This window comes from Azospirillum sp. Sh1 (assembly GCF_008365135.1).
In the GTDB taxonomy this organism is placed as follows: domain Bacteria; phylum Pseudomonadota; class Alphaproteobacteria; order Azospirillales; family Azospirillaceae; genus Azospirillum; species Azospirillum oryzae.
This window is the reverse complement of record NZ_VTTK01000012.1, coordinates 58,763-80,787: the sequence shown is the minus strand read 5'-3', so window position 1 is coordinate 80,787 and position 22,025 is coordinate 58,763. Positions and strand designations below refer to the sequence as shown.

At 69.0% G+C, this 22,025-nt stretch carries 21 protein-coding genes; 14 read left to right on the top strand and 7 right to left on the bottom strand.

Going from position 1 to position 22,025, the window contains the following annotated elements; all coding sequences use genetic code 11:
* The first annotated feature begins 1 nt into the window (after position 1).
* The 4 genes from FZ029_RS14460 (at position 2) to FZ029_RS14445 (ending at position 4,564) form a co-directional block, all read left to right on the top strand.
* Complete coding sequence (locus FZ029_RS14460) at positions 2–547, top strand: SH3 domain-containing protein (protein ID WP_188051941.1); 546 nt, start codon at positions 2–4, stop codon at positions 545–547.
* Between the two features lie 135 nt (positions 548–682).
* Complete coding sequence (locus FZ029_RS14455; protein WP_149269854.1) at positions 683–2,047, top strand: protease; 1,365 nt, start codon at positions 683–685, stop codon at positions 2,045–2,047.
* Positions 2,048–2,082: 35 nt separating this feature from the next.
* Entirely contained in the window at positions 2,083–3,267 is a 1,185-nt protein-coding gene (locus FZ029_RS14450; protein ID WP_149269853.1) for an MFS transporter, read from the top strand.
* Positions 3,268–3,328: 61 nt separating this feature from the next.
* Complete coding sequence (locus tag FZ029_RS14445) at positions 3,329–4,564, top strand: argininosuccinate synthase (RefSeq protein ID WP_109075188.1); 1,236 nt, start codon at positions 3,329–3,331, stop codon at positions 4,562–4,564.
* 65 nt (positions 4,565–4,629) lie between these two features.
* On the opposite strand, the gene FZ029_RS14440 is transcribed toward FZ029_RS14445, so the two are convergent.
* Complete coding sequence (locus FZ029_RS14440; protein ID WP_149269852.1) at positions 4,630–6,669, bottom strand: elongation factor G; 2,040 nt, start codon at positions 6,667–6,669, stop codon at positions 4,630–4,632.
* 619 nt (positions 6,670–7,288) lie between these two features.
* Between FZ029_RS14440 and FZ029_RS14435 the strand changes: the two genes are divergently transcribed.
* From FZ029_RS14435 to FZ029_RS14425, 3 genes are all read left to right on the top strand, one after another.
* Positions 7,289–7,771, top strand: coding sequence for a cache domain-containing protein (locus FZ029_RS14435; RefSeq protein ID WP_149269851.1), 483 nt, complete (start codon positions 7,289–7,291; stop codon positions 7,769–7,771).
* Positions 7,772–7,836: 65 nt separating this feature from the next.
* Complete coding sequence (locus FZ029_RS14430) at positions 7,837–9,549, top strand: HAMP domain-containing methyl-accepting chemotaxis protein (protein ID WP_149269917.1); 1,713 nt, start codon at positions 7,837–7,839, stop codon at positions 9,547–9,549.
* 219 nt (positions 9,550–9,768) lie between these two features.
* Positions 9,769–10,236, top strand: a complete 468-nt coding sequence (locus FZ029_RS14425; protein ID WP_149269850.1) for a Dps family protein — start codon at positions 9,769–9,771, stop codon at positions 10,234–10,236.
* A 111-nt stretch (positions 10,237–10,347) separates the two neighbouring features.
* Here the strand turns inward: FZ029_RS14425 and FZ029_RS14420 are convergent, their stop codons facing one another.
* The 3 genes from FZ029_RS14420 to FZ029_RS33005 all read right to left on the bottom strand — a co-directional run bounded on the left by FZ029_RS14420 (position 10,348) and on the right by FZ029_RS33005 (position 12,869).
* The gene (locus FZ029_RS14420) at positions 10,348–12,015 is read right to left on the bottom strand and encodes a sensor histidine kinase (protein ID WP_149269849.1); all 1,668 of its coding nucleotides are present in this window, start codon (positions 12,013–12,015) and stop codon (positions 10,348–10,350) included.
* Positions 12,016–12,342: 327 nt separating this feature from the next.
* The gene (locus tag FZ029_RS14415; RefSeq protein ID WP_149197773.1) at positions 12,343–12,561 is read right to left on the bottom strand and encodes a hypothetical protein; all 219 of its coding nucleotides are present in this window, start codon (positions 12,559–12,561) and stop codon (positions 12,343–12,345) included.
* Between the two features lie 137 nt (positions 12,562–12,698).
* Positions 12,699–12,869, bottom strand: coding sequence for a hypothetical protein (locus FZ029_RS33005; protein WP_188051940.1), 171 nt, complete (start codon positions 12,867–12,869; stop codon positions 12,699–12,701).
* A gap of 560 nt (positions 12,870–13,429) precedes the next feature.
* On the opposite strand from FZ029_RS33005, the gene FZ029_RS14410 reads away from it, so the two are divergent.
* Entirely contained in the window at positions 13,430–13,681 is a 252-nt protein-coding gene (locus FZ029_RS14410) for a hypothetical protein (protein ID WP_149197771.1), read from the top strand.
* A 58-nt stretch (positions 13,682–13,739) separates the two neighbouring features.
* On the opposite strand, the gene FZ029_RS14405 is transcribed toward FZ029_RS14410, so the two are convergent.
* A complete protein-coding gene (locus tag FZ029_RS14405) occupies positions 13,740–14,510 on the bottom strand; it encodes a hypothetical protein (RefSeq protein WP_149269848.1) in 771 nt (256 codons plus the stop codon).
* Positions 14,511–14,549: 39 nt separating this feature from the next.
* On the bottom strand, positions 14,550–15,692 hold the full coding sequence (locus FZ029_RS14400) for a Do family serine endopeptidase (protein ID WP_149269847.1): 1,143 nt from the start codon (positions 15,690–15,692) through the stop codon (positions 14,550–14,552).
* Positions 15,693–15,937: 245 nt separating this feature from the next.
* Between FZ029_RS14400 and FZ029_RS33000 the strand changes: the two genes are divergently transcribed.
* From FZ029_RS33000 to FZ029_RS14370, 6 genes are all read left to right on the top strand, one after another.
* On the top strand, positions 15,938–16,900 hold the full coding sequence (locus tag FZ029_RS33000; protein WP_188051939.1) for a hypothetical protein: 963 nt from the start codon (positions 15,938–15,940) through the stop codon (positions 16,898–16,900).
* A gap of 6 nt (positions 16,901–16,906) precedes the next feature.
* Positions 16,907–18,181 (top strand): pentapeptide repeat-containing protein, encoded by a 1,275-nt coding sequence (locus FZ029_RS14390; protein ID WP_149269846.1) that lies wholly within the window; start codon positions 16,907–16,909, stop codon positions 18,179–18,181.
* A gap of 267 nt (positions 18,182–18,448) precedes the next feature.
* Positions 18,449–18,730: an integration host factor subunit beta gene (gene ihfB, locus FZ029_RS14385; protein WP_085090428.1), complete on the top strand. Its 282-nt coding sequence runs from the start codon at positions 18,449–18,451 to the stop codon at positions 18,728–18,730.
* 61 nt (positions 18,731–18,791) lie between these two features.
* Entirely contained in the window at positions 18,792–19,193 is a 402-nt protein-coding gene (locus FZ029_RS14380) for a lipopolysaccharide assembly protein LapA domain-containing protein (protein WP_149269845.1), read from the top strand.
* Positions 19,194–19,276: 83 nt separating this feature from the next.
* Entirely contained in the window at positions 19,277–20,236 is a 960-nt protein-coding gene (locus tag FZ029_RS14375) for an ornithine cyclodeaminase family protein (RefSeq protein WP_149269844.1), read from the top strand.
* A gap of 239 nt (positions 20,237–20,475) precedes the next feature.
* Positions 20,476–21,420 (top strand): DMT family transporter, encoded by a 945-nt coding sequence (locus FZ029_RS14370; RefSeq protein WP_246457640.1) that lies wholly within the window; start codon positions 20,476–20,478, stop codon positions 21,418–21,420.
* Here FZ029_RS14370 and FZ029_RS14365 read toward each other — a convergent pair.
* On the bottom strand, positions 21,417–21,857 hold the full coding sequence (locus FZ029_RS14365; RefSeq protein WP_149269843.1) for a YkvA family protein: 441 nt from the start codon (positions 21,855–21,857) through the stop codon (positions 21,417–21,419). The genes FZ029_RS14370 and FZ029_RS14365 overlap by 4 nt on opposite strands.
* Between the last annotated feature and the right edge of the window lie 168 nt (positions 21,858–22,025).

Here is a 22,025-nt window from a genome sequence, read left to right as displayed (position 1 = left end):
CATGCCTGTCCGCCGCTCCGTCCTCGCCTCCCTGGCCCTGATCCTGGGGTTGGGCATGGGGCTTGTCGCGGGCGGCGCAATTCCGGGCACGGGCGCGGCGTTCGCCGCGGAGAGCAAGGATCCGACCCATGCGTCGGGCCTGCCGATCCCCCGTTTCGTCACCGTGCGCGTCGGCGAGGTGAACCTGCGCTCCGGCCCCAACGGCAGCTATCCCATCGAATGGGTCTTCAAGCGCAAGGACATGCCGGTGGAGATCATCCAGGAATTCGATACCTGGCGCCGCATCCGCGACTGGGAGGGGGCGGAAGGCTGGGTTCACCAGAGCGCGCTGTCCGGCCGCCGCGGCATCCTGATCGTCGGCCAGACCCGCGCGATCTTTGAGTCGCCGCGCGGCGACAGCGCGGTGGTGGCGCGGGCGGAGCCCGGCGTCGTCGGGTCGCTGAAGAAGTGCCGCGACGAGTGGTGCGAGGTCGATGTGAAGGGTTATCGCGGCTGGATGAAGCGCACCGATTTCTGGGGCACCTATCCCGGCGAGAAGATCGAATAGCGGACCGCATCGTTCGGTAATCATCGCGTCGGCGGGCCGGCATCCGGCACCGATACCAGCGTTGACAGCAACCGGTTGCAGGATCACCAGTCGGGAGATGCACAGTTCCGTGCTTCTCCCGATTCCGGCGATGCGATGCTGAAGCTTGCGTTTCTGCTGATCGGCCCTCGGGCCTTCCGGTCCCACTGGTATGTGATCGCCGTGCTCGGCCTGCTGTCGATGGGGTTGGGGCTGGCGCTGGCACTGAATGCGTCCGTCGGACTGACCCAGGTCATCTACAGCTTCCTGGGACTGGTCTTCACGGCGGCCGGCGCCGTAAGCCTGCTGATGGCCCTCTCCGCCTCCTTGGGGGCAAACCGGCGCTTCGCTCTGGCGCGGTCGGTGCTGGCGATCCTTGCCGGCGGATTGCTGCTGGCCTCGCCGCTGTTGAACGGCTGGGCGCTGGCATTGCCTCTCGCCATCGTTCTGGCGCTCGACGGGGCGAACCGGGCGGCTGCCGCAGCGGTGTTCCGCGTGCGGAACTGGCGGTTCCTGATCCTCTGCGGGCTGGCGGAACTGGCGCTGGCGGCGATGATGATGACGGAATGGCCGCTGCCCTCCGACCGCAACACGCCTCTGTGCATCGGACTGTTCATCGGCCTGTCGGGCTGGCTTCTGCTGCGGCTGGGGGTATTGCTGCGCAACCTGGAGGACGAGGCGGCAATCCTCAACCTGCCGATCTTTTCCGGCCGCGGCTGGTACGACAACGCCCCCGTTCTGGTGGGCGACAGCCCGGAGCCGGCCGGTCGTCACGATCGGCCGCTCGTGGTGCGGGTGTGGACCCCGGTCGCCTCCGCCACCGCGCCGCTGGACAGGCGGCTGGTGATCGACCGCTACATCGCCGCCATCGACCGCAACGGGGTGGTATCCACCGGCCACTCCGCATTGGAGTTGGCGCCCGACCTGTATATCAGCCACTATCCGGCCAACGAGATCGACCAGTCCGGCGTCAGCTTCGTGACCGCGTTGCGCAGCGGCGCCGAGAACGACGTGCCCGGCCGCTTCCTGCCGTCCTACCAGGAAGAGATCGCCGACTGGTGCCCCGCCGATTCGACCGTGGAGCTGTGGACCTACGATCGCTGGCGTCTGCGGGCCTTCTGGGCCGGATACCGGCAGGACAGCACCTACAACCTCTCCAACCGGAACTGTTCGGTCGTCGTCGCCGCGGCGTTGGACGCGACGCTGGAAGGCGCCTTGGGCAGCCGCTTCCCCTGGGTGCGTCTGCTGCGCCTGCTGATGGATCCCGATATCTGGGTCGCCTCCCTGATCCGCAGCCGTGCCGATGCGATGAGTTGGACGCCGGGTTTCGTGTTGGATTACGCGGCGGCGCTGGCCCGCGTCGTCGACCGCCCCGACCGGTCCTGGCGCCACGGCCTCGGCGACTTTCTCGGCCAACTGCGCGGCACCGCCCGTCCGCCGGAAGGCGGCATGGAAGGCCGGCCGGATACGCAGCTGTCATGACCGATACCCATCACCTTATTGAAGAAGGAGCAGGCATGACATCGGAGCCGACAGCGGATGACGGCGGCCTGCTGTCGCGCGCCGCGGTGATCGCCACGGCGATGATGTTCGGGCTGACCTACAGCCTGAGCGCCGCCCTGATCGCGCTGGACCTGTCGCGGCAGAACCTGAGCGACCTGACCATCGGCGCCAACGCGGCGATGCATGCGCTGGGCGTGCTGGCGATGGCGGTGCTGCTGCCACGGATCGTGGCGCGGCTGGGCATCCGCCGGCTGGTGATCCTGGCGCTGGCGGGGGCGGCGGTTCTGCTGGCCCTGTTCCCCGCCACCCCGATCTGGATCTGGTTTCCCCTGCGCATCCTGCTGGGGGCCGCGTCGGAAACCCTGTTCGTCCTGTCGGAGACCTGGACCAACAGCCTGAGCACCGAAGCCACCCGCGCCCGCGCCATGGCGGTCTACACCGCGGCGCTGTCCTCCGGCTTCGCGCTGGGACCGCTGATGCTGTCGCTGCTGGGCTCCGGCGGGGCGCTGCCCTATCTGGCCGGCGCCGGTGTCGCCGCCGCCGCCGCGCTGCTGGTCGCCTCCCCCCGCATCCGCGCGCCGGAGTTCGAGCGGCCGTCGCGCGAGGGGCCGTTGCACTTCATCCGGCTGGCTCCGGTCGCCATCGGCGCCATCGTGCTGAACGCCGCCATCGAGACCGCCGGCCTGTCCTTCCTGGCGATCTACGCCACCAAGCTCGGCTGGTCGGAGACCGGAGCGACCAGCCTGATGTCCTGCATGATGATCGGCGCCATCCTGCTGCAGCTTCCCATCGGCTGGCTGGGCGACAAGATGGACCGGCTGACCCTGGTGATCGCGCTGGCGGTCTGCGCCGCGCTGGGGGCGCTGGTCTGGCCGGTCGCGCTGATGAGCGAGATCGCGACCTACGTGCTGCTGTTCGTCTGGGGCGGCGCCTTCGTCGGCGTCTACACCATCATGCTGGCCATCGTCGGCAGCCGGTTCCAGGGATCCGAACTGGTGGGGATCTATGCCGCCATGGGGCTGATGTGGGGCGTCGGCGCGCTGGCCGGGCCGGTGCTGGCCGGGGCGGCGATGGAGCTGACCCGGCATGGGCTGGCCTTCTTCGCCGCTGGCGCCTGTCTGGCCTTCGCCGCGTCGGCGCTGCGCCATAGGACGGCGGAAGGCCGCCCGGATGGCACCCAATCGGGCACGGGGGCTTGAAGGCGGGCGGGAAAGGCCGTACGGTCGCCACCTTACCTTTCTCTACTGCAAGAGCAGTCCAATGAGCGGCGCGTCCGGCAAACAGATCAAGAAAGTGGTGCTCGCCTATTCGGGCGGCCTCGACACCTCGGTCATCCTGAAGTGGCTGCAGGAAACCTATTCCTGCGAGGTGGTGACCTTCACCGCCGACCTCGGCCAGGGCGAGGAGTTGGAGCCCGCCCGCAAGAAGGCCGAGCTTCTGGGCATCAAGCCGGAAAACATCTTCATCGACGACCTGCGCGAGGAATTCGTGCGGGACTTCGTCTTCCCGATGTTCCGCGCCAACACGCTCTACGAGGGCACCTACCTGCTCGGCACCTCGATCGCCCGGCCGCTGATCGCCAAGCGCCAGATCGAGATCGCCAACATGGTCGGCGCCGATGCCGTCGCCCATGGCGCCACCGGCAAGGGCAACGATCAGGTCCGTTTCGAGCTGGGCTATTACGCCCTGCGGCCGGACATCACGGTCATCGCGCCGTGGCGCGAATGGACCCTGAACAGCCGCACCACGCTGCTGGACTACGCCGAGAAGAACCAGATTCCGATCGCGAAGGACAAGCGCGGCGAGGCCCCCTACTCCACCGACGCCAACCTCCTGCACATCTCCTACGAGGGCAAGGCGCTGGAGGACCCGTGGGTCGAGCCGGACGAGGACATGTACACCCGCTCCGTCGCCCCGGAGAAGGCGCCGGACACCCCGACCTACATCGAGGTGGAGTTCAAGAACGGTGATGCGGTCGCCATCGACGGCAAGGCGCTGTCCCCGGCGGCCCTGCTGACCGAGCTGAACCGGCTGGGCGGCGAGAACGGCATCGGCCGCCTCGATCTGGTCGAGAACCGCTATGTCGGCATGAAGTCGCGCGGCGTCTACGAGACCCCGGGCGGCAGCATCCTGCTGGTGGCGCATCGCGCCATGGAGAGCATCACCCTCGACCGCGGTGCCGGGCACCTGAAGGACGAGCTGATGCCGCGCTACGCCGAGCTGATCTATTGCGGCTATTGGTGGAGCCCGGAGCGTCTGGCCATCCAGGCGCTGATCGACCAGACCCAGTCGCTGGTCAACGGCACCGTCCGTCTGAAGCTGTTCAAGGGCAACGTCACGGTCGTCGGCCGCAAGTCGCCGAACTCGCTGTACCGCATGGACTATGTGACCTTCGAGCAGGACAGCGTCTACAACCAGAAGGACGCGGAAGGCTTCATCAAGCTGAACGCGCTCCGCCTGCGTCTGGGCGCCATGGCCAAGCAGAAGATCGGCTGATCCCATCAGCTGATCCAGGGACCGGCTCCACCGCCCGCCGGTCGGGCGGTGGAGCGTTCCTCCGTCTACTGTGCCGCCAGCATGTCGCGGCGGATTTCCACGGCACGGTCTGCCGCCTTGCCGACCACCTCCTGGAGCCGTTCGAACTCGGCGCTGTAGCTGCCGACGCCGAAGGTCAGCGACCGCAGCTCCACGATCAGATCCTGCATGTCGGCCTGCGGCATGCACGCCTTCACCTCGTCCCAGCCGGGCCAGCCGGGCCGCGCATCGAAGCCCAGAAGCTGGCCGCGCCGGCCGCTGACCAGGCGCTGCACCTTCGGCGTGAAGGTGCTGGGCACCGCGATGGTGACGGTCAGGATCGGTTCCAGCAGCACCGGCTCGCAGGTCGGCAGCGAGTCGGCCATCGCCTGCCGCGCCACCGTCTTGAACGCCATGTCGGAACTGTCGACGGCGTGGAACTGGCCGCCGGTCAGCGTCACCGCGAAATCCACCACCGGAAAGCCCAGCGGCCCGCGCACCGCCGCCTCGCGCACGCCGGCCTCCACCGCCGGGATATACTGGCGCGGCACCGCGCCGCCGACCACCGCATCCTCGAACTGGATGCCCGATCCGCGCGGCAGCGGCCGGACCTCGACATGGATGTCGGCGAATTGGCCGTGGCCGCCGGTCTGGCGCTTGAAGCGGGCGTGGTGGCTGGTGCCCTTGCGGATCGTTTCCTTGTAGGGAACCTGCGGCGGCTGGCCCTTCACCGCGACGTTGAAGCGGCTGCGCAGCCGGTCCATCGCCAGCTTCAGATGCACGTCGCCCTGGCCCCACAGCACCAGTTCGCCGGTCTCCGCCGACTGGTCGACCGTCAGGGAGGGGTCCTCCTCCCGCAGTTTCTGCAAAGCGGCGGACAGCTTGACCTCGTCGTTGCGGTTCTCGGCGCGGAGCGCCAGCCCATGCACCGGCGGTGCGGCGGCCGGCCAGTCGTCCGGCGGGCCGAGATTGGCCTTCTCGGTCAGCCGGTCGCCGGTCGCCGCCTTCTCCAGCCGGCCGAGCGCCACCAGATCGCCGGCGGCGGCCTGCGGCACCTTGGTCTGGTCGCGGCCGAACAGCTGGAAGATTCCGGACACCCGTTCGCCGCCCAGGGTCATGCCGTCGGTGACGGTGCCGCGCCAGACGCGGGCGAGGCTGAGCTTCCCGGCATGGGAGCCCATCATCGTCTTCACCACCTGCGCCGCCACCGCCGTATCGGCCGGGATGTCGATGCGGGCGGCCGTGATGGAAACCTCCGGTCCCTCGTGCCGCAGGGCCTTCAGCAGGCGGCGGATGCCGTTGTCGTTCTCTGCCGATCCGAAAAAGACCGGCACGATCAAATCGTCGGCCAGTTCGTGCGCCAGCGTCTCGTACAGTTCGGCGCTGTCGGGGGCCATGTCCTCCAGCAGCTTTTCCAGCAGGCCGTCGTCGAAATCGGCAGCCGATTCCAGCATCGCCTGCCGCGCCTCCGCCTCCCAGTCGCGGGCGCTGTCCGGCAGGGCCACCAGATCGGACGGCTTGTGCGGGTTGAAGCGCCAGGCGCGTTCGCTGACAAGATCGACCAGCCCGGTGATCTGGCCGTTCTCGCGCAGCGGCACTTCGCGCAGCACCAGCTTGCGGGCCGAGACCTCCTGATAGGCGGCGACGACGTCCCGCACGCGCAGGTCGCCCAGCGAGTCGATCTTGTTGATGAACAGCAGATGCGGGATGCGGTGGTCGTCCAGCATCTTGAACAGCGGGGCCAGCAGCACCGCCTTCTCCGGCGCGGCCTCCGCCACCACGACGGCGATGTCGGCGGCCATCAGCGCCGCCTGCGCCTCCCCCGTCAACTCCACCGAGCCGGGGCAGTCCAGGATCGACCAGCGTTCCCCCAGGTAATCGAAGGAGGCGACGTTCAGCTCGGTGCTCATCGACCGGGCCTTCGCCTCCGGCGAGTTGTCGCCCACGGCATTGCCGTCGCGCACGCTGCCCTTGCGGGTGACGGCCCCGGCGGCGAACAGCAGGCTTTCCAGCAGCGTCGTCTTGCCGGCGAGATAGGGGCCGACCAGCGCCGCGCAGCGCGCCGTCCGGATTTGCGTATGCGGCATTCACACCTCCCGTCGAAGCTTCGGGCTGTCGTGACCGGGGACGGGGCCTGGGCCGGAGATGGGCCGCCGGCGCCGGCCGCCGGGGCGGCCCGTTCGCGTGTGGCTCTTCAGACAAGTCCGTTTGAAAATGGCACTTCCGGAAGACGGGCACGTCCGGATCGGGGGGCGGCGGACACGTGGCGGAAACGCGCATCGGGTCCGGGGCCGGCGGAGCGCCCGCATCGGACCTCCGATGCTCCACCCGAACGGCGCGGCTGTCGATGGAAAAAAGGGGCGGCAAACCGTCACGCGCGAAGCGGCCGTGCGGCCAATGCGTCGATTGGCCGCATCGGACGGCGCCCGGCCCATTCGCCCGCCTCCAACGGCGCGAACCAACCGTCTAAGGCTTTCAAACTGAACGGAATACCTCCTGCAGCTGCGGCATGCGACAAATCGTTCGTGATATTGCTATGTTGCAACGCAATATGAGCGCGTCGAAATGTGGCGGACAAACGCATGAAACCTTCTGCTAGTAGCCTCCGGTGATAATGGCCGCGCGATCAAGGCGATAACGGCCGGATAACAATCGATGGGGCGCCCGGCGTCCGCCGACCGCCCCCACTGCTTGGGGAAAGAGCACATGCGCTTGTGGTTTCGTTTGCTGGCGGTCGCCCTGATTGCCGTCGCGACTGCCGTTTCCGTCCCTCTGTCCACCCCCGCCGTCGCCCAGGAGGCCAAGCCGACGCAGGAGGATGCGAAGTCGATCACCCTGAAGGCCGCCGACCTGATCGCCGCCCAGGGCCTGGACGAGGCCGCCAAGGCCTTCAACGCCGAAGGCCCGTTCAAGCACGGCGAGATCTACGTCAACGTCATCGACTTCGCCGGCGTCTGGAAGGTCTATCCGCCGCGCCCGGCCGGCGTCGGCCAGAGCGTCATCAACGTCAAGGATCCGGATGGCCGCTTCATCGTCCAGGACGTGCTGGCCGTCGCCAAGGAGAAGGACGAGGGCTGGGTCGAGTATCGCTGGCTGAACCCCGCCAGCAACAAGATCGAACCGAAGATCACCTACGTGAAGCGCGTGCCCGGCCAGGATCTGGTCGCCTATGTCGGCATCTACAAGTGACGGCTGCCGCGTGAGGCGGTGACCGGCAGGTGGAGCCGTTGGGGGTGGAACTGTTGGGGGTGAGCATGAACGGCGGTGTCTTTGCGCGTCTGTCGGGCCTGTCGGTGGCGGGCCGGGTCTTCGCGGCTCCCCTGATGGGGATCGTCCTGACGGTGGCGGCGCTGGCGCTGGCCGACCGCCAGTCGGAGCAGGCGCTGGGTGCCGTGGACGGCATCCACCGCGAGGCGGCGGAGCGGCTGGGCCGGATCGACCGGCTGGTCGCCATCGCCTATGTCATCCACAGCGACGTGTCGCGGCACCTGGCCTTGTCCGGCTCCGGCATCGAGGAGGCGAAGCTGCAGGCCATGCGCGACGCCATCGCCGCCAATTTGGGCAAGGCGCGCACCGCCATCGCGGAACTGCGCGCCATGCCGCTGGCCGAGTCGGAGCGGGCGATGCTGGACGAGGTGTCGGTGCGGATCGGCGCCTACGCCAAGGCGGTGGACGAGATGAACCAGATGGCGGCCATCGACCGCCTGATCGGCATCCCGATGATGGCCCACACCGACGACCAGTTCGCCGCCCTGACCGCCAAGGTGATGGAGACGCAGGAGGCCATCGGCCGCTCCACCGCCGCCGCCACCCAGGCCACCCGCGATGCCGCGGCCACCGCCCGCCGCGACTTCGCGCTGGTGATGGCCGGGCTGCTGGCGGCGATGATGGCGGCCGGTCTGCTGCTGGCGCGGTCGATCACCCGGCCGCTGCAGCGGCTGTCCAGCAACACGGCCGATCTGGCCGCCGGAAAGCTCGACACCGCGGTCGAGGGCGGCTGGATGCGCAACGAGATCGGCGCCATGGCCCGCGCGCTGGAGGTGTTCCAGACCAACGCCCGCGAAGTGGAGCGGCTGACCGCCGACCAGCAGCGCCAGAAGGCGGAGGCGGAGGCGGAAAAGCACCGCGCCATCCGGGAGCTGGCCGACCTGTTCGAGGCCCGCGTGGCCGAGGTGGTGCAGCAGGTGGGGGCCGGCGCCCATCAGGTGCGCAGCAACGCCGCCGGCATGCTGGAACGCGCCAACAGCGCCAACCGGCAGGCCGCCACCGTCGCCGCCGCCAGTGCCCAGGCGGGAAGCAGCGTCCAGACGGCTGCCGCCGCGACGGAAGAGATGTCGGCCTCCATCGCCGAGATCGGCGGTCAGGTCCGCCGCTCCTTCGACATGGTGCGCGGCGCCGTGCGGGCAGTGGAGGAAACCAACGCCCATGTCGTCGGCCTGTCCGACGCCGCCAACCGCATCGGCGAGATCGTCGGCCTCATCAACTCCATCGCCGCCCAGACCAATCTCCTGGCGCTGAACGCGACCATCGAGGCGGCGCGGGCGGGCGAGGCCGGCAAGGGCTTCGCCGTGGTCGCGAGCGAGGTGAAGAGCCTCGCCACCCAGACGGCCAAGGCGACCGAGGAGATCGGCACCCAGATCACCTCCATGCAGCAGGTGACCGGGGCCGCCGTCGCCGCCATCAAGGGGGTGGGCGAGACGGTGGTCGGCATCGACGAGATCGTCGGCTCCATCGCCGGCGCCATGGAACAGCAGGCTGCCGCGACGGAGGAGATCACCCGCAACGTGCAGGAGGCCGCCGCCGGCACCGCCGAGGTCTCGCAGACCATCGCGACGGTGTCGACCAGCGCCGGGGAGACCGGCACCGCGGCGGGCGAGGTCCTGCGCGCCGCGGAACTGCTGGACGGTCAGGCATCGACGCTGAACCGGGAAGTGACCCACTTCATCGGCCGGCTGCGGGCGGGCTGATGGGGCGGCCGGGAGGGGCGCGTTGGGCGGCACATACCCCGAGGTCTCGTCACCCATCCTCGGGGTTTGGGCGCGAAGTTTGGCCGCATCGGACTTGAAACGATCCGCCTGCGCCCAAGCTGTTGTCCCGGGACCGCGGGGCGGCGGCCGGTCACGGCCGCGCCGGAGCCGGGGCCAAGGCCGGGGTACGTTGCAGGACCCAACAAAAGGGATCGAAAAATGAAGATCGACATCGGGATCTCGGACGCAGACCGCAAATCCATTGCCGAAGGGCTGAACAAGGTTCTGGCCGACACCTTCGCGCTCTACATCAAGACCCATTCGTTCCACTGGAACGTCACCGGGCCGATGTTCAACACGCTCCACACCATGTTCATGACCCAGTACACGGAGCTGTGGACCGCGCTCGACGAGATCGCGGAGCGCATCCGCGCGCTGGGCTATCCGGCGCCGGGCAGCGTCTCGCAGTTCGCGCAGTTGGCCTCGATCAAGGAGGAGACTGGCGTTCCCAAGGCGAACGACATGATCCGCCAGCTGGTCGAAGGCCACGAGGCCGCCGCCCGCACCATCCGCAGCGTCTTCCCGCTGGCCGAACAGGGCAGCGACGAGCCGACCGCCGACCTGCTGACCCAGCGCCTGCAGATCCACGACAAGACCGCCTGGATGCTGCGCAGCATGCTGGAATAGTCGCGGGACCGGCCACAAGGCGCGGTTTGCGACGCAGGGTCAGGGCCTCCCCGTCCGGCAGGATGGGGAGGTCCTTTCCGTTTCCGGCGGACACTTCAGGCGGATGCTTCCCTAGGCCGCAGTCTTGGCGCGCTGGCGGGCCGGCTGTTCGGGAATGGTCAGGGTGAAGATGGTGCCGCCGTCGCGCTCGATCTTCAGCGTGGCGCCGGCCTGATGGGACAGCGCCTGCACCAGATTCAGGCCGAGCCCGCTGCTGGAACCGCCGCGACCGGGACGCTTGTGCTGGCTCGGCATGCCGGCGGGCAGTCCGACGCCATCGTCGCGCACGATCAGCCGCATGCCGGCCTCGTCGCGCTCCAGCATCACGCGCACGGTGCCGGGATGCCCGTGCGGGAAAGCATGCAGCAGGGCATTCGACACCAATTCGCTGGTGGCGATGGCGAGCGGCGTGGCGCGGTCGGCGTCGACGATCCAGTCCTGCGCCTCCAGTTCCAGCCGGGCGGCGGTCGGATTGTCGGAGCGGACCAGCCCGTCGCACATCTGGCGCAGCGCGTCGGCGAAGTTGATGTGCGCCGGCTCGTTGGAGCGGTGGAGCAGTTCGTGCAGCAGGCTCATGGTCTGGATGCGGCGCAGGCTCTCGTCGAAGCCGCGGCGGGCCTGTTCGTCGATCCTGGCCGCCTGCAGGCGCAGCAGGCTGCAGATGACCTGAAGGTTGTTCTTCACCCGGTGCTGCACCTCCTTCAGCAGGACCTCCTTGTCGGTCACCGCCGCTTCCAGCTGGGCGTTCGCGCGCTCCAGCTGGGCGGTACGCTGGTGGACATGCTCCTCCAGCGTGTCGTAGGCGTGCTGCAGGGCGTCCTCCGCCTCGCGCTCGCGCCGGGCACGCTGGATGGCGAGGGCGCCGATCACCGCGACCGTGGCGCAGGCCGCGGCGGCGAAGGCGGCGTAGATCCACAGCCGCTCGCTCCAGCGGTGCAGAACGCTGCCGGTGGCGATGGTCACCATGGCCGACAGGCCGGTGTCGCCCACCGGGCGGGTGACGACGATGTCGTCGGCATGGCTGGCGGTGTCATCACCGGCATTGCCGCCCATGATGCCGCCGTCCTCCGGTTCGCGCAGCAGCGGGGTGCCGTCCGGCTGCAGGATGGCGATGCTGTGGCCGTAGCCGACGTCGAGCGAGCGGTAGACGTCGCGGAAGGCCCGCGCGTCCAGCCCGGCCACCGCCCAGCCACGTGGCGTGCCGCCTGCCGCACCCGGCAGGGGTTGCGCCAGGGTGATGACCGAACGCCCCCCTGGTCTGCCCCCCATCCGCCCGATGCCGATGGCCATGCCGTCCGGCTTCAGTGCCGGCCGGGCGCCGCCTGATACCGCCTCGGGCAGGCTCGACAGCAGCAGCGCGCCCGACGGGTCACGGATCTCCAGCCCGACCACATGGGGGGCGCTGGCCGCCAGCAGGGCCATGCGGTCGCGCGTCGCCGCATCGTCGGGCAGCGGCGTCCCGGCCGGACCGGCCAGCGTCGCCGTCTGGGTCAGCAGCAGGTCGCCCGACTCGATCAGCCGGGCGGCATGCTCCGCCGCCAGCAGTCCGATGTTGCCGGCGACGCCGGTCGCCTGCCGGACCGCCTCGTCGCGATCACGCCAAGCGAAGACCGCCGACAGCCCGATGGTCAGCAGAACCGCGGCGGTGCAGGCAATCAGGACCAGCGCCGAACCGGGCAACCGGTAGAGCGGGGAGGGATGGGAACGCAGCGCGCGCAACGGCATCGTTTCGGAAACCATGTGGGGATACGGCCACTTCTTGCTTAGCCGGAAACGGTAACACCGCCCGGCGGGTGACGGTTCCGCCAAACGCTACCCGTGTTCAAGCGGCAGCAGCCACCACCTATTGTGGGGTGCCGACAAAGTCATCCCGCGTTGGTAGGGATAGGGCGACGCTTGGAGCGGCAAGGAGGGGTAGGTTTTATGCGGATCGACGGCATGGCCTCTCTCACCATCAGGCCGAACGGTGGAGGCATCGCCGCCAACCACGCCTTCGACGTCACGCCGGCCCAAGGGGTGACCGGATGGCCGGTGCTGTTTCCGAAGCGGGGTCGAGGGGGAGAGCGGTCAGGGGCGACGGTCGGACAACAGCCGCCGCCACAACGGCCGGCCCAGCAAGCGTGGCCTGTCTTCCGCGTTCTTGGCGTCAAGCCACTGGTCGGCCAATTCACGGACCTGCCAGTCACCGAGAAAACGGTCGCAGTCGATGGCGGTATAGAGTCGAACCCGCTCTTTACCCAGCCTTTCGAAATAGGCAAGCGTTCTTTGGCGGTCGATGTCTTCCATAGGCCCCAATGAAACGGAGATTGCAGAACGCCCAGTCCTGGCGGTCGCCGATCCATCGGATATTGGAAGAAGACTGTCACCCGCGCAACTGTCCGTTCGTCGCGTTCCCATCCCCCGGAAGGAGAATGGCCGTCCGCCTATCGCCGGTCGGAACCCGGTCGGCCGGTGTGGATGATGATGTCGGACAGTTGCACGCCGGCCTGTGCCGCCGCGCGTTCCAACGAAGCGCGGTCGGGCCAATAGAGCCGCCCGCCGACCTCCGTCAATGCCCCCTGGCGCCGGATCACCCACAAGCCGGTGAACGCCATTTCGATGATCCGTCCCAATTGCGCATCGGGCGGCGGCGCGGATGGCAGGCGAGTTGGTCCGTCCCTGTCCAAATCCCTGTTTCTGATCGTCATCTCTGGTCTTCCCTGTGCCGGCCTTTCGCCGCGGAGAATCCATGCACCCGCGGCAACGGCCGATCTCTGTTTCCCGAAAGCATGACGCTTCGGGACCGAAAGGATGTCCTAGACAAGCCACAAGGATTTTTCATCGGGAATCTTGCGACTCTTTGTAATCGCTCGTACACAATCGACGTGGTCTTACCACACAATTCGGTAACCATATTGGAATGAAGGAAATTTGAGCCCGCCGACATTGGTCGTTCTGGCCGCCGGTCCCCTGGCCTTCGCCGCCATCTTCCGCGATCTTGAAATACCGAATGGGGTGGAATGCTCCGGCTGGTTAGGGCGGATACCCCGAAATGGTCACAGCACCGGGCGGCGGCGCTCACCAAACATAAGCTTGACCGCCCAGCCTTGCCCGACGACGCGGCATCGGCGGCGGTCCCTCATGTTGCCGTGCCTATGTTTGAAGGAAGAGACCGATGAAGACCACCATGCGGACATTCACCACCGGGGCGACGGCGCTGCTGATCGGCGCGACGCTGCTCGGCGGCTGTTCGAACCTGAATCATCGCGAGAACCGCGCGCTGACCGGCGGCGCCATCGGTGCGGCCGGCGGTGCCGCCATCGGCGCCGTGACCGGCGGCAGCGCGATCTACGGCGGCCTGTTGGGCGGTGCCGCCGGCGCCGCGGTCGGCGCATTGACGGCGGATGAGGGCAAGCACCGCCGGTAAAAAAGCGGCCGGTGGGAGGAAATGGGGGCAGGACAGTCGATCCGGCCCCCTCCCCTTCCTATTCCTCCTCGTCGTCCTCGAACTGGTCGAGGCTCAGCGAACGGACTTCGGTGCTGGGGTTCGGCGCCGGTGGAGCGGGCGGCGGCATGTTGGCCGGCCGAGCCGCGGCCGGTCGGGCGGCGGCGCGGCCGGGCGGCATATGGGCGTTGGGCCCCTTCAGCGGACTGTTCAGCGTGCCGCGCGGGCCGATGCTGGGTTCGTCGCCGAAATCGGGCAGCGGCGGAATGCGGTCCATCACCCGGCGGATCAGGGCGGCGATGCGGTCGGCCTCGGCGCGCAGGGCCTGTCCCCGCTCCCCCTCATAGAGCGGGTCGTCGAGGAACTTGCGGATCTCCAGCACGCCGCGCAGTTCCACCCCGCACATCTCGTGGGTGCCGATGGGCAGCGCCTTCACCCGCGCGAAGCTGGCGAAGAAGCCGGCGCTGCCCTCCACGAACTGGACCACCATGCGGGCGTGCAGACGCTCCAGCGCGGTGGTCATGGGATCGATCAGATCCTCCATCTCCTCCGGCGCCGCATCCAGCCGCTCCTGCGTCAGGGCGGCCAGCGCGAAGAAGTCGCGAACCCGCCGGCTGAAGCGGCGGTAGCGGGCCAGCCCGCCGACCGACACCCGCTCGCGCGCCGTCTGCGCCAGCTCCGCCGACTGCTTCAGCATGGCGTCGAGCCGCATCAGCAGCGTCGCGATCTCGCGCTGCCGCTGGGCCGCGCTGCGGCCGGGGTTGGGCGCCGGCGGGGCGGCCGGGCGGCGGGGTGGGTTGGAACGCATCATGCCGGTACGGGGTGGCTCCTCGATGGTCGGCGGGTTCGGTCAGCGGGCGGTACGGACGGTGACGGACTTTTGCCCGCCCTCGCGCATCACCGTCAACTGCACCGGCGTGCCGACGCGCAGAAGGCCGATGCGGTTGCGGAAATCGGTGGCGCTGCGGATGGGACGTCCATCGACCGCGATCACCACGTCGCCGCTGCGCAAGCCGCCGCTGTCGGCCGGCGAACCGCGTTCGATCTTGGCGATCAGCGCGCCCTCGTCACCCTTCAGGCTCATGCTTTCCGCAAGGTCGGGCGTCAGGTCCTGGATGGCCACGCCCAGCCGGCCGCGCCGCACCTCGCCATATTCGCGCAGCTGTTCCATCACCGAACGGACGATGCTGACCGGCACGGCGAAGCCGATGCCGACAGACCCGCCGGCGGGGCCGATGATGGCGGTGTTGATGCCGATCAGCTCGCCCTGGAAATTGACCAGCGCGCCGCCGGAGTTGCCGGGATTGATCGAGGCGTCGGTCTGGATGAAGTCCTCGTACCCCTCGATCTTCAGCCCGCTGCGGCCCAGCGCCGAGACGATGCCCGAGGTCACCGTCTGCCCCAGCCCGAACGGGTTGCCGATGGCGACGACGAAGTCGCCGACCTGTGAGCGGTCCGAGTCGCCGAGCGGCAGCGCGGTCAGCCCCTCCGCCTTGATCTGCAGCAGGGCGATGTCGGTGGCGGCGTCGCGGCCGATCAGCTTGGCGCGCAGGCGGCGGCGGTCCTTCAGGGTGACGGCGATCTCCTGCGCGTTCTCCACCACATGGTTGTTGGTGACGACATAGCCGTTGCGGGCGTCGACGATCACGCCCGACCCGGCGCTGACCTGCGGACGGGACTGCGGCATTTGGTCCGGCAGGTTGAAGAAGCGGCGGAAGAAGGGGTCGCGCAGCAGCGGGTTTTCCGCCTGGGGCGCCTGGCTCAGCACCGAGATGTTCACGACGGCCGGCGTCACCTGCTCCAGCATCGGGGCGATGGTGCCGCCGCCGACCGCGCCCAGGGGAAGTGCCGCCGCCGCGGGCGAAGCGCCGAGGCCGATGGCGGAACCCAAGCGGCCCAGCGCCGAGTCGGCCGGTGCGACCAGCGCGCCGCCGGTCAGCGCCGCCAGTCCGACCGCCGCAGCAAACACCACCGGACGCACCGCCCTCTTCATGGTCATTTCCTTTCTTGCTGGGAATTTCTTGTCGCGATCGTCGCCAGATCGGGCTGATTTGGGACAAAAAAGAAGTCGGTTCAAGGTTGTCCACCTTCCGGCCGCCCTCCGGCCACTCCATTGCGGCGATGATAGCGCGGCGGCGGCGGAAACTCCCGGTAAAGAAATTGGGTGGTATAGGACAGGGTCGGCGCAGCCCCGGGACATGCCGGGGCGGCGCGGCTGTCGAAAACGGGTTGAGCGCTATGAGCGGCGGGTCACTGCTCGAACTGACCGAGCAAGAGTATCTGCAGATGGAGGAGGCCCTGTCGCAGACGGCGCGGGGGCGGGCCTTTCTGCGCATGCGCGACCGGCGCAGCCGCGTCGTCGCCTCCGACGAGTTCCACCGGCTGGTCGACAGGCTGGAAGGTCAGGTCGACCGGCTGAGCGGCACCTCGTCCAGCGCCTTCACCTCCTTCGTCCCCGGCGAGGACCCGCGCATCCAGCAGGAGCTGACCGCCATCACCCAAGTGGTGCGCGAGGCGCGCAGCGACATCGCCGCGCTGAAGGCGACCGACACCGGGTCCAACCGCATCGAGGCGGCTACCGGCGAGTTGGACGAGATCGTCGCCGCCACCGAACGCGCCACCACCGACATCCTGAACGCGACGGAGAAGATTCAGGAAATCACCATGTCGATCCCGCGCGACGACGACGATCTGGCCGAGCGGATCGACGCGATCGAGGCGTGGTGCATCGAGATCATGACCGCCTGCTCCTTCCAGGACATCACCGGCCAGCGCACCACCAAGGTCGTCAACACGCTGCGCTACATCGAAGAGCGCGTGAACACGATGATCGAGATCTGGGGCGTCGAGCGGCTGACGGCCGCCGACCCGCAGCATCACGCGCCGGGCGAGGTCGCCTCGCACCGCAAGCTGGGCGACACCCGCCCCGACGCCCATCTGTTGAACGGACCGCAGCTGGGCGGGCCGGAGGTCAGCCAGGACGCCATCGACGCGCTGTTCAACAGCGTGCCGGAGGTGGCGGAACGGGCGGAACCGCTGCCGGCCGACGTGGCGCCCTCCCCTCCTCCTCCGCCGCCTCCCCCTCCGCCGCCCCCCGTCGCGAAGCCGGCCCCGCCGCCCCCTCCGCCGCCCGCCGCCCCGGCCGGCGGCGACGGTGGCGGCGGGATCTCCCAGGCCGACATCGACGCCCTGTTCGCGTGACCGGCCATGGCGCAAGACGGCAAATCCCGCATCCGCCTGACCCAGGACCAGCTCGACCGCGTGTGCGAGCGCCATGTCCGTTTCGCCGAGGGACGCCCGAACGGCGCCCGCGCCAACCTGCCCTTCTTCGACCTGTCCGGCCTGTCGCTGGCCGGCCGCAACCTGACCGGCGCCCATCTGGCCGGCGCCATCCTGCGTGACGCCGACCTGCGCGGCGCGGTGCTGGACCATGCCGACCTCTATGGCGCCGACCTGCGCGGGGCCGACCTGTCGGAGGCGCGGCTGTTCCGCACCGACATGCGCGGCGCCAACGTCCGCGGCGCCCGGCTGGACGGCGCCACCATGGTGGAGGTCGACCTGCGCGACGGCAGCATGGTCAACCGCAACAGCGCGGGCGAGCTGAAGGTGGTGGGCTTCGACCCCGGCCCGGCCGACATGGCGTCGGCGAAACTGACCAACGCCGACATGGCGCGGGCCAAGCTGTCGGGCAGCTTTGCGCGGGCGGCCGATTTCACCAACACCCGGCTGGCCGGCGCCCGGCTGGACCGCACCGACCTGCGCGACGCCAATTTCTCCGGCGCCGACCTGCGCGGTGCCGACCTCAACGGTTCCGACCTGCGCGGCGCCATCCTCGACGGGGCCAGCCTGGATCAGGACGGGCTGGAACAGGCGATCCGCACCGACGAACAGGCCGCTGCCGCCCGGCAGACACCGCCCCAGGCTCCGGCGCCCGAGCCCGAACCCGAGGAGACGACGGCCATCGAGTTGCCGGCCCTGCCGGTCGACCAGCTGGACAGCATGCTCCGCCAGCACATGATCTGGCTGGGCACCAGCGGCAAGCAGGGCTGCCAGCTCGACCTGACCGGGCTGAACCTGGAGGGGGCCGACCTGACGGGCAAGATCCTGACGCTGGCCAAGGGCAGCGGCGCCCGGCTGCGCCACGCCCGGCTGAACGGCGCCCAATTGCAGGCCGCCCAGTTCGACGGCGCCGACCTGCGCTCCGCCGATCTCAGCCGCGCCGACCTGCGCGGGGTGAAGCTGGACCGCGCCATCCTGATCGACAGCCGGCTGGACGGCGCCAATCTCGGGATGCTGCTGGTCAGCGCCGGGGCCAAGGTGATGCGCGCGTCGCTGGTGCGGGCGCGGCTTGCCGGCGCCTCGCTGACTGAGACCAACCTGAAGGGCAGCGACCTGACCCTCGCCGACCTGACCGGCTGCGACCGCTCGTCGGCGGTGCTGGAGGGCGCCATCCTGGAGGGGACGCGGCTGGGCGGCGCCTGAGCCCGCATCGGGTTTTCTTTCGCGAAGCCGTTGATTGCTTTCAAATTTCCGTCACGATCCATGCCGGAGATTGCCGCGATCCCCTTCGGCCGGTTTGCGGAAATCAGGCGGCAATCCACTTCCACCGTCCGGAAAAACGATTGTGTCGTAACGGCTTAGCACGGCGGGTGGGGCTTGACGCCTCATGCGGCCGGTGGCACGCTGCTGTCCAAGCGAGGCGCGGCCCGACCATAAGCGCCCGCATCGAATGGGGGAACGTCAACGATCATGACCAAGTCGGAACTGATCCAACGGCTGGCGGAGCGGAACCCGCACCTGTACCAGCGCGACATCGAGAAGATCGTCGGCACCATCTTCGACGAGATCACCGAAGCGCTGGCGCGCGGCGACCGGGTGGAACTGCGCGGCTTCGGCGCCTTCTCCATCAAGAAGCGGGACGCGCGCACGGGTCGCAACCCCCGGACCGGAGAATCGGTTGACGTCGGCGAGAAATGCATTCCTTTCTTCAAGACCGGCAAGCAGCTTCGCGAGCGCCTGAACACGGAGTGAGCGCCGGCCCGGCAATTCTCCCTGCCGTATCTCTCGCCGTATCTCTCAAGGAACCTTCGCCTTGCGCCATATTTCCTGGATCGTCACCATTCCCGTGGCCCTCGTCGCGATCCTGTTCGCGATCTCCAACCGCGGGATCGTGACGCTGTCGCTGTGGCCGCTGCCCTTCACGCTCGCCACGCCGGTCTATCTGGCCACGCTGGTGGCGCTGGTGGTGGGCTTCCTGGCCGGCGGTTTCGTCGTCTGGAACAGCCAGCGCCGCCATCGCCGCCGCGCCCGCCGCGAGGGCAACCGCGTCCTGTATCTGGAGCGTGAACTGAAGGAGGCGCAGGCCCGCGCCGCCGCCGCCGAAAAGCGTCTGGCCGAGAGCACCCGCCCGGTTTCCGGCCCGGTCTCCGGCACGCTGCCCGGCTCCGCCCTGCCGGTCCCGGCCACCGAGAACAACGCGCCGACCGTCCACTAAGCGTCGCCAGTCGCAGGGCTCCCCTCCCCGTCCTTCTGCAGTCCGGGGGCAGGACAGGATGCCGGTCGGCGGAAGGGGGTTCCATGCGCACCGTCAGCGGCGCCGAGCTTCGATCCGTTCTGCACCACCGCATGCTGATCGAGCGCCTGCGGCAGACCTTCCGCGCTGGCGTGGAGTCCCCGCCGGCCCATCGGCACCGCGTCGAGACCTACGGCACCGGTGACGCCGCACTGCTGATCACCCCCGCCTGGGAGGTGAATCAGGCGATCGGGGTGCGGATCGACAGCGTCTTTCCCGACAATGCCGGCAGCGACCTGCCGCAGACCCAGGGCGTCTATCTGCTGGTCGACGGCAAGACCGGCGTGCCGCAGGTGCTGATGGACTCCTCCGCCGCGCTGGGCCGGCGCAGCGGCGCGGCATCCTCGGCGCTCGCCGCCTCCTATCTGGCAAGGCCGGATGCCGAACGGATGCTGGTGGTCGGCACCGGCCCCCTCGCCCTGGAACTGGTGGAGGCCTATACCGCGGTGCGGCCGATCCGCCATGTGCTGGTTTGGGGACGGGATCCGCAGAAGGCGCGCAAGCTCGCCGCCCGCTTCCATCGGCCGAAATTCCGCATCGAGGCGACCGCCGACCTGGAAGGGGCGGTGCGCGGCGCCGACATCGTCGCCTGCGCCACCACGGCGCGCGAGCCGCTGATCCGCGGCGACTGGCTGCAGCCCGGCCAGCATCTGGACCTGCTGGGCGGCGTGACGCCGGACATGCGCGAGGCCGACGACGACTGCATCCGCCGCGCCCGCGTCTTCGTCGACAGCCGCGACCGCACGCCGGCCGAGGCCGGGGACATCGCCCAGCCGGTGTCTTCCGGCGTGTTGAACCCCGACGACATCGCCGGCGACCTGTTCGAATTGGGCCGTGGTGAGCGGGCCGGCCGGCGCTTCTACGACCAGATCACCCTGTTCAAGGCGGTCGGCACCTCCCTCGCCGACCTGTGCGCCGCCCGTCTGGCGACCGAGATGGTGCTGCACAACGACTCGATCCGCTGAGTCGGCCCGATCAAACCCGCCCCAAACGGTTTCATATCGGTCGAGCCCACACGCGCCATAAGGGAGTATGCCGCGCTTCTTCCCGATATTTTACTTGCGTCCTTGTGATTTTCTCCAGAGGATCATCGCGGCCTCCGCACCGGCCGCCGGTGTTCCGAACGGCTTGATGTTTGCGCTAACGCCACAGGCAACGCGCTGGACCGGATCATCCGCCAACGGCTTGTCAGGGACGATTGATCGTGACCGTCACCTCCCCCATGGACGCCGGCCCGCGTCTGCGTGCACCGACCAACCAGCTTCTGGCCGGTGCCGGATACATGCTGCTGTCGGCGCTGCTGTTCGGGATCGGCAACACTGCCGTGCATTGGGCCGCGACGGTGATGGATCCGCTGGAGGTCGTGTTCTTCCGCAACCTGTTCAGCCTGATGTGGATGCTGCCCTGGGCACTGACGGCCGGGGCGCCGGCCTGCCGGGCGGTGCTGGCGGAACGGCGGCTCGGGCCCTATGTGACGCGGGCGCTGACCACGCTCTGCGCCATGAGCGCATGGTTCTACGCGATCTCCCGGATTCCGCTGCCGACCGCGACGGCGGTCAGCTTCGCCATCCCGCTGTTCGTCGCGGCTGGGGCGGCGCTGATCCTGCGGGAGCGGGTGCGGCCACGGCGCTGGGCCGCGATCTTCGTCGGTCTTGCCGGGGTGACCATCGTGCTGAGGCCGGGCGCGGCGCCCATCGATCTGGCCTTTCTGGCGCTGTTCGTCCATTGCGTCGCCGCCGCCGGCACCATCCTGCAGATGCGGCTGCTCAGCCGGCGGGACAATGCGATGGTGATCGTCACCTTCCTGGGGCTGCTGGTCACCCCCATGGCGCTGGTGCCGGCGCTGTTCGTCTGGACTTGGCCGAGTTGGAGCGTTCTGGGCGGGCTGGCGCTGCTCGGCGGCCTGCTGACGCTGGGCCAGTTGGCAATGACGAAGTCGCTGTCGCTGGCCGAATCCTCGGCGATGATGCCCTATGATTATGCCCGGCTGCCCTTCACCGCCGTCGTCGCCTGGATCGCCTTCGGCCAGACGATGGATCCATGGGGGTGGGTTGGCGCCCTGGTGATCGCCGGCTCCGCCCTCTACACCATGCACCGCGACGCTGCCGACGGACGCAAGACGGCGCTGGAGCAGGCGCGGCGCGCCTAGCCCGTCGTCCTCGCGTCGCCGGCACCGGTTTCGGCGCGCAGAACCTCCTTCGCCCGCCCCCAATGGGCCGGGGTCAGATTGGCGCGCACCGTCTGCACGGCGGCGGCGAGCACCGCGGCGTCATCGGTGAAGCCGGCAATCAGCAGCCAGTCGGGCATCGCATCCACCGGCAGCACGAAATAGGCCAGCGCCCCCAGCAGGATCGCCTTCGCCCGATAGGGAGTTGCCGGATCGGTCGCACAGAAATAGGCGGCCAGCAGGTCTTCCAGGAAAGGAATGCGGTGCAGGTTGGCGCGCAGCTTCTGCCAGAAACGGCGGCGGACCAGCCGTTCGTCACGCTCGACCCGGTCGGGATCGGGAACCGCCAGTGCGGTGCCGGTGCCGAGGGAGGGGCCAAGGGAAGGGCCGAGGGAGGGGACGGCGGACGGTGCTGTCATGGACGCTGAAACCCTTTCGGAAGACGGTCCCATTCGGAAAAATCGGCCGGCGGCATCTTCGTCGGCATGATGGCCCCCACCATACGGTGTGGTATGGTGCGCCGGCCATCTGGTAAACAACAAGTGCGATCGCATCCTGTTGGACACAAGGCCGGCGCCATGCGCGGA

Excerpts from the sequence above, each read along its gene's own strand:
- FZ029_RS14420 (WP_149269849.1), bottom strand. The coding sequence starts at position 12,015 with ATGGTTTCCGAAACGATGCCGTTGCGCGCGCTGCGTTCCCATCCCTCC.
- FZ029_RS14430 (WP_149269917.1), top strand. The coding sequence starts at position 7,837 with ATGAACGGCGGTGTCTTTGCGCGTCTGTCGGGCCTGTCGGTGGCGGGC.
- FZ029_RS14445 (WP_109075188.1), top strand. The coding sequence starts at position 3,329 with ATGAGCGGCGCGTCCGGCAAACAGATCAAGAAAGTGGTGCTCGCCTAT.
- FZ029_RS14460 (WP_188051941.1), top strand. The coding sequence starts at position 2 with ATGCCTGTCCGCCGCTCCGTCCTCGCCTCCCTGGCCCTGATCCTGGGG.
- FZ029_RS14400 (WP_149269847.1), bottom strand. The coding sequence starts at position 15,692 with ATGAAGAGGGCGGTGCGTCCGGTGGTGTTTGCTGCGGCGGTCGGACTG.
- ihfB (WP_085090428.1), top strand. The coding sequence starts at position 18,449 with ATGACCAAGTCGGAACTGATCCAACGGCTGGCGGAGCGGAACCCGCAC.
- FZ029_RS14390 (WP_149269846.1), top strand. The coding sequence starts at position 16,907 with ATGGCGCAAGACGGCAAATCCCGCATCCGCCTGACCCAGGACCAGCTC.
- FZ029_RS14440 (WP_149269852.1), bottom strand. The coding sequence starts at position 6,669 with ATGCCGCATACGCAAATCCGGACGGCGCGCTGCGCGGCGCTGGTCGGC.
- FZ029_RS14405 (WP_149269848.1), bottom strand. The coding sequence starts at position 14,510 with ATGATGCGTTCCAACCCACCCCGCCGCCCGGCCGCCCCGCCGGCGCCC.
- FZ029_RS14375 (WP_149269844.1), top strand. The coding sequence starts at position 19,277 with ATGCGCACCGTCAGCGGCGCCGAGCTTCGATCCGTTCTGCACCACCGC.
- FZ029_RS14455 (WP_149269854.1), top strand. The coding sequence starts at position 683 with ATGCTGAAGCTTGCGTTTCTGCTGATCGGCCCTCGGGCCTTCCGGTCC.
- FZ029_RS14450 (WP_149269853.1), top strand. The coding sequence starts at position 2,083 with ATGACATCGGAGCCGACAGCGGATGACGGCGGCCTGCTGTCGCGCGCC.
- FZ029_RS14410 (WP_149197771.1), top strand. The coding sequence starts at position 13,430 with ATGAAGACCACCATGCGGACATTCACCACCGGGGCGACGGCGCTGCTG.
- FZ029_RS14435 (WP_149269851.1), top strand. The coding sequence starts at position 7,289 with ATGCGCTTGTGGTTTCGTTTGCTGGCGGTCGCCCTGATTGCCGTCGCG.
- FZ029_RS33005 (WP_188051940.1), bottom strand. The coding sequence starts at position 12,869 with ATGGCGTTCACCGGCTTGTGGGTGATCCGGCGCCAGGGGGCATTGACG.
- FZ029_RS14425 (WP_149269850.1), top strand. The coding sequence starts at position 9,769 with ATGAAGATCGACATCGGGATCTCGGACGCAGACCGCAAATCCATTGCC.
- FZ029_RS14365 (WP_149269843.1), bottom strand. The coding sequence starts at position 21,857 with ATGACAGCACCGTCCGCCGTCCCCTCCCTCGGCCCTTCCCTTGGCCCC.
- FZ029_RS33000 (WP_188051939.1), top strand. The coding sequence starts at position 15,938 with ATGAGCGGCGGGTCACTGCTCGAACTGACCGAGCAAGAGTATCTGCAG.
- FZ029_RS14415 (WP_149197773.1), bottom strand. The coding sequence starts at position 12,561 with ATGGAAGACATCGACCGCCAAAGAACGCTTGCCTATTTCGAAAGGCTG.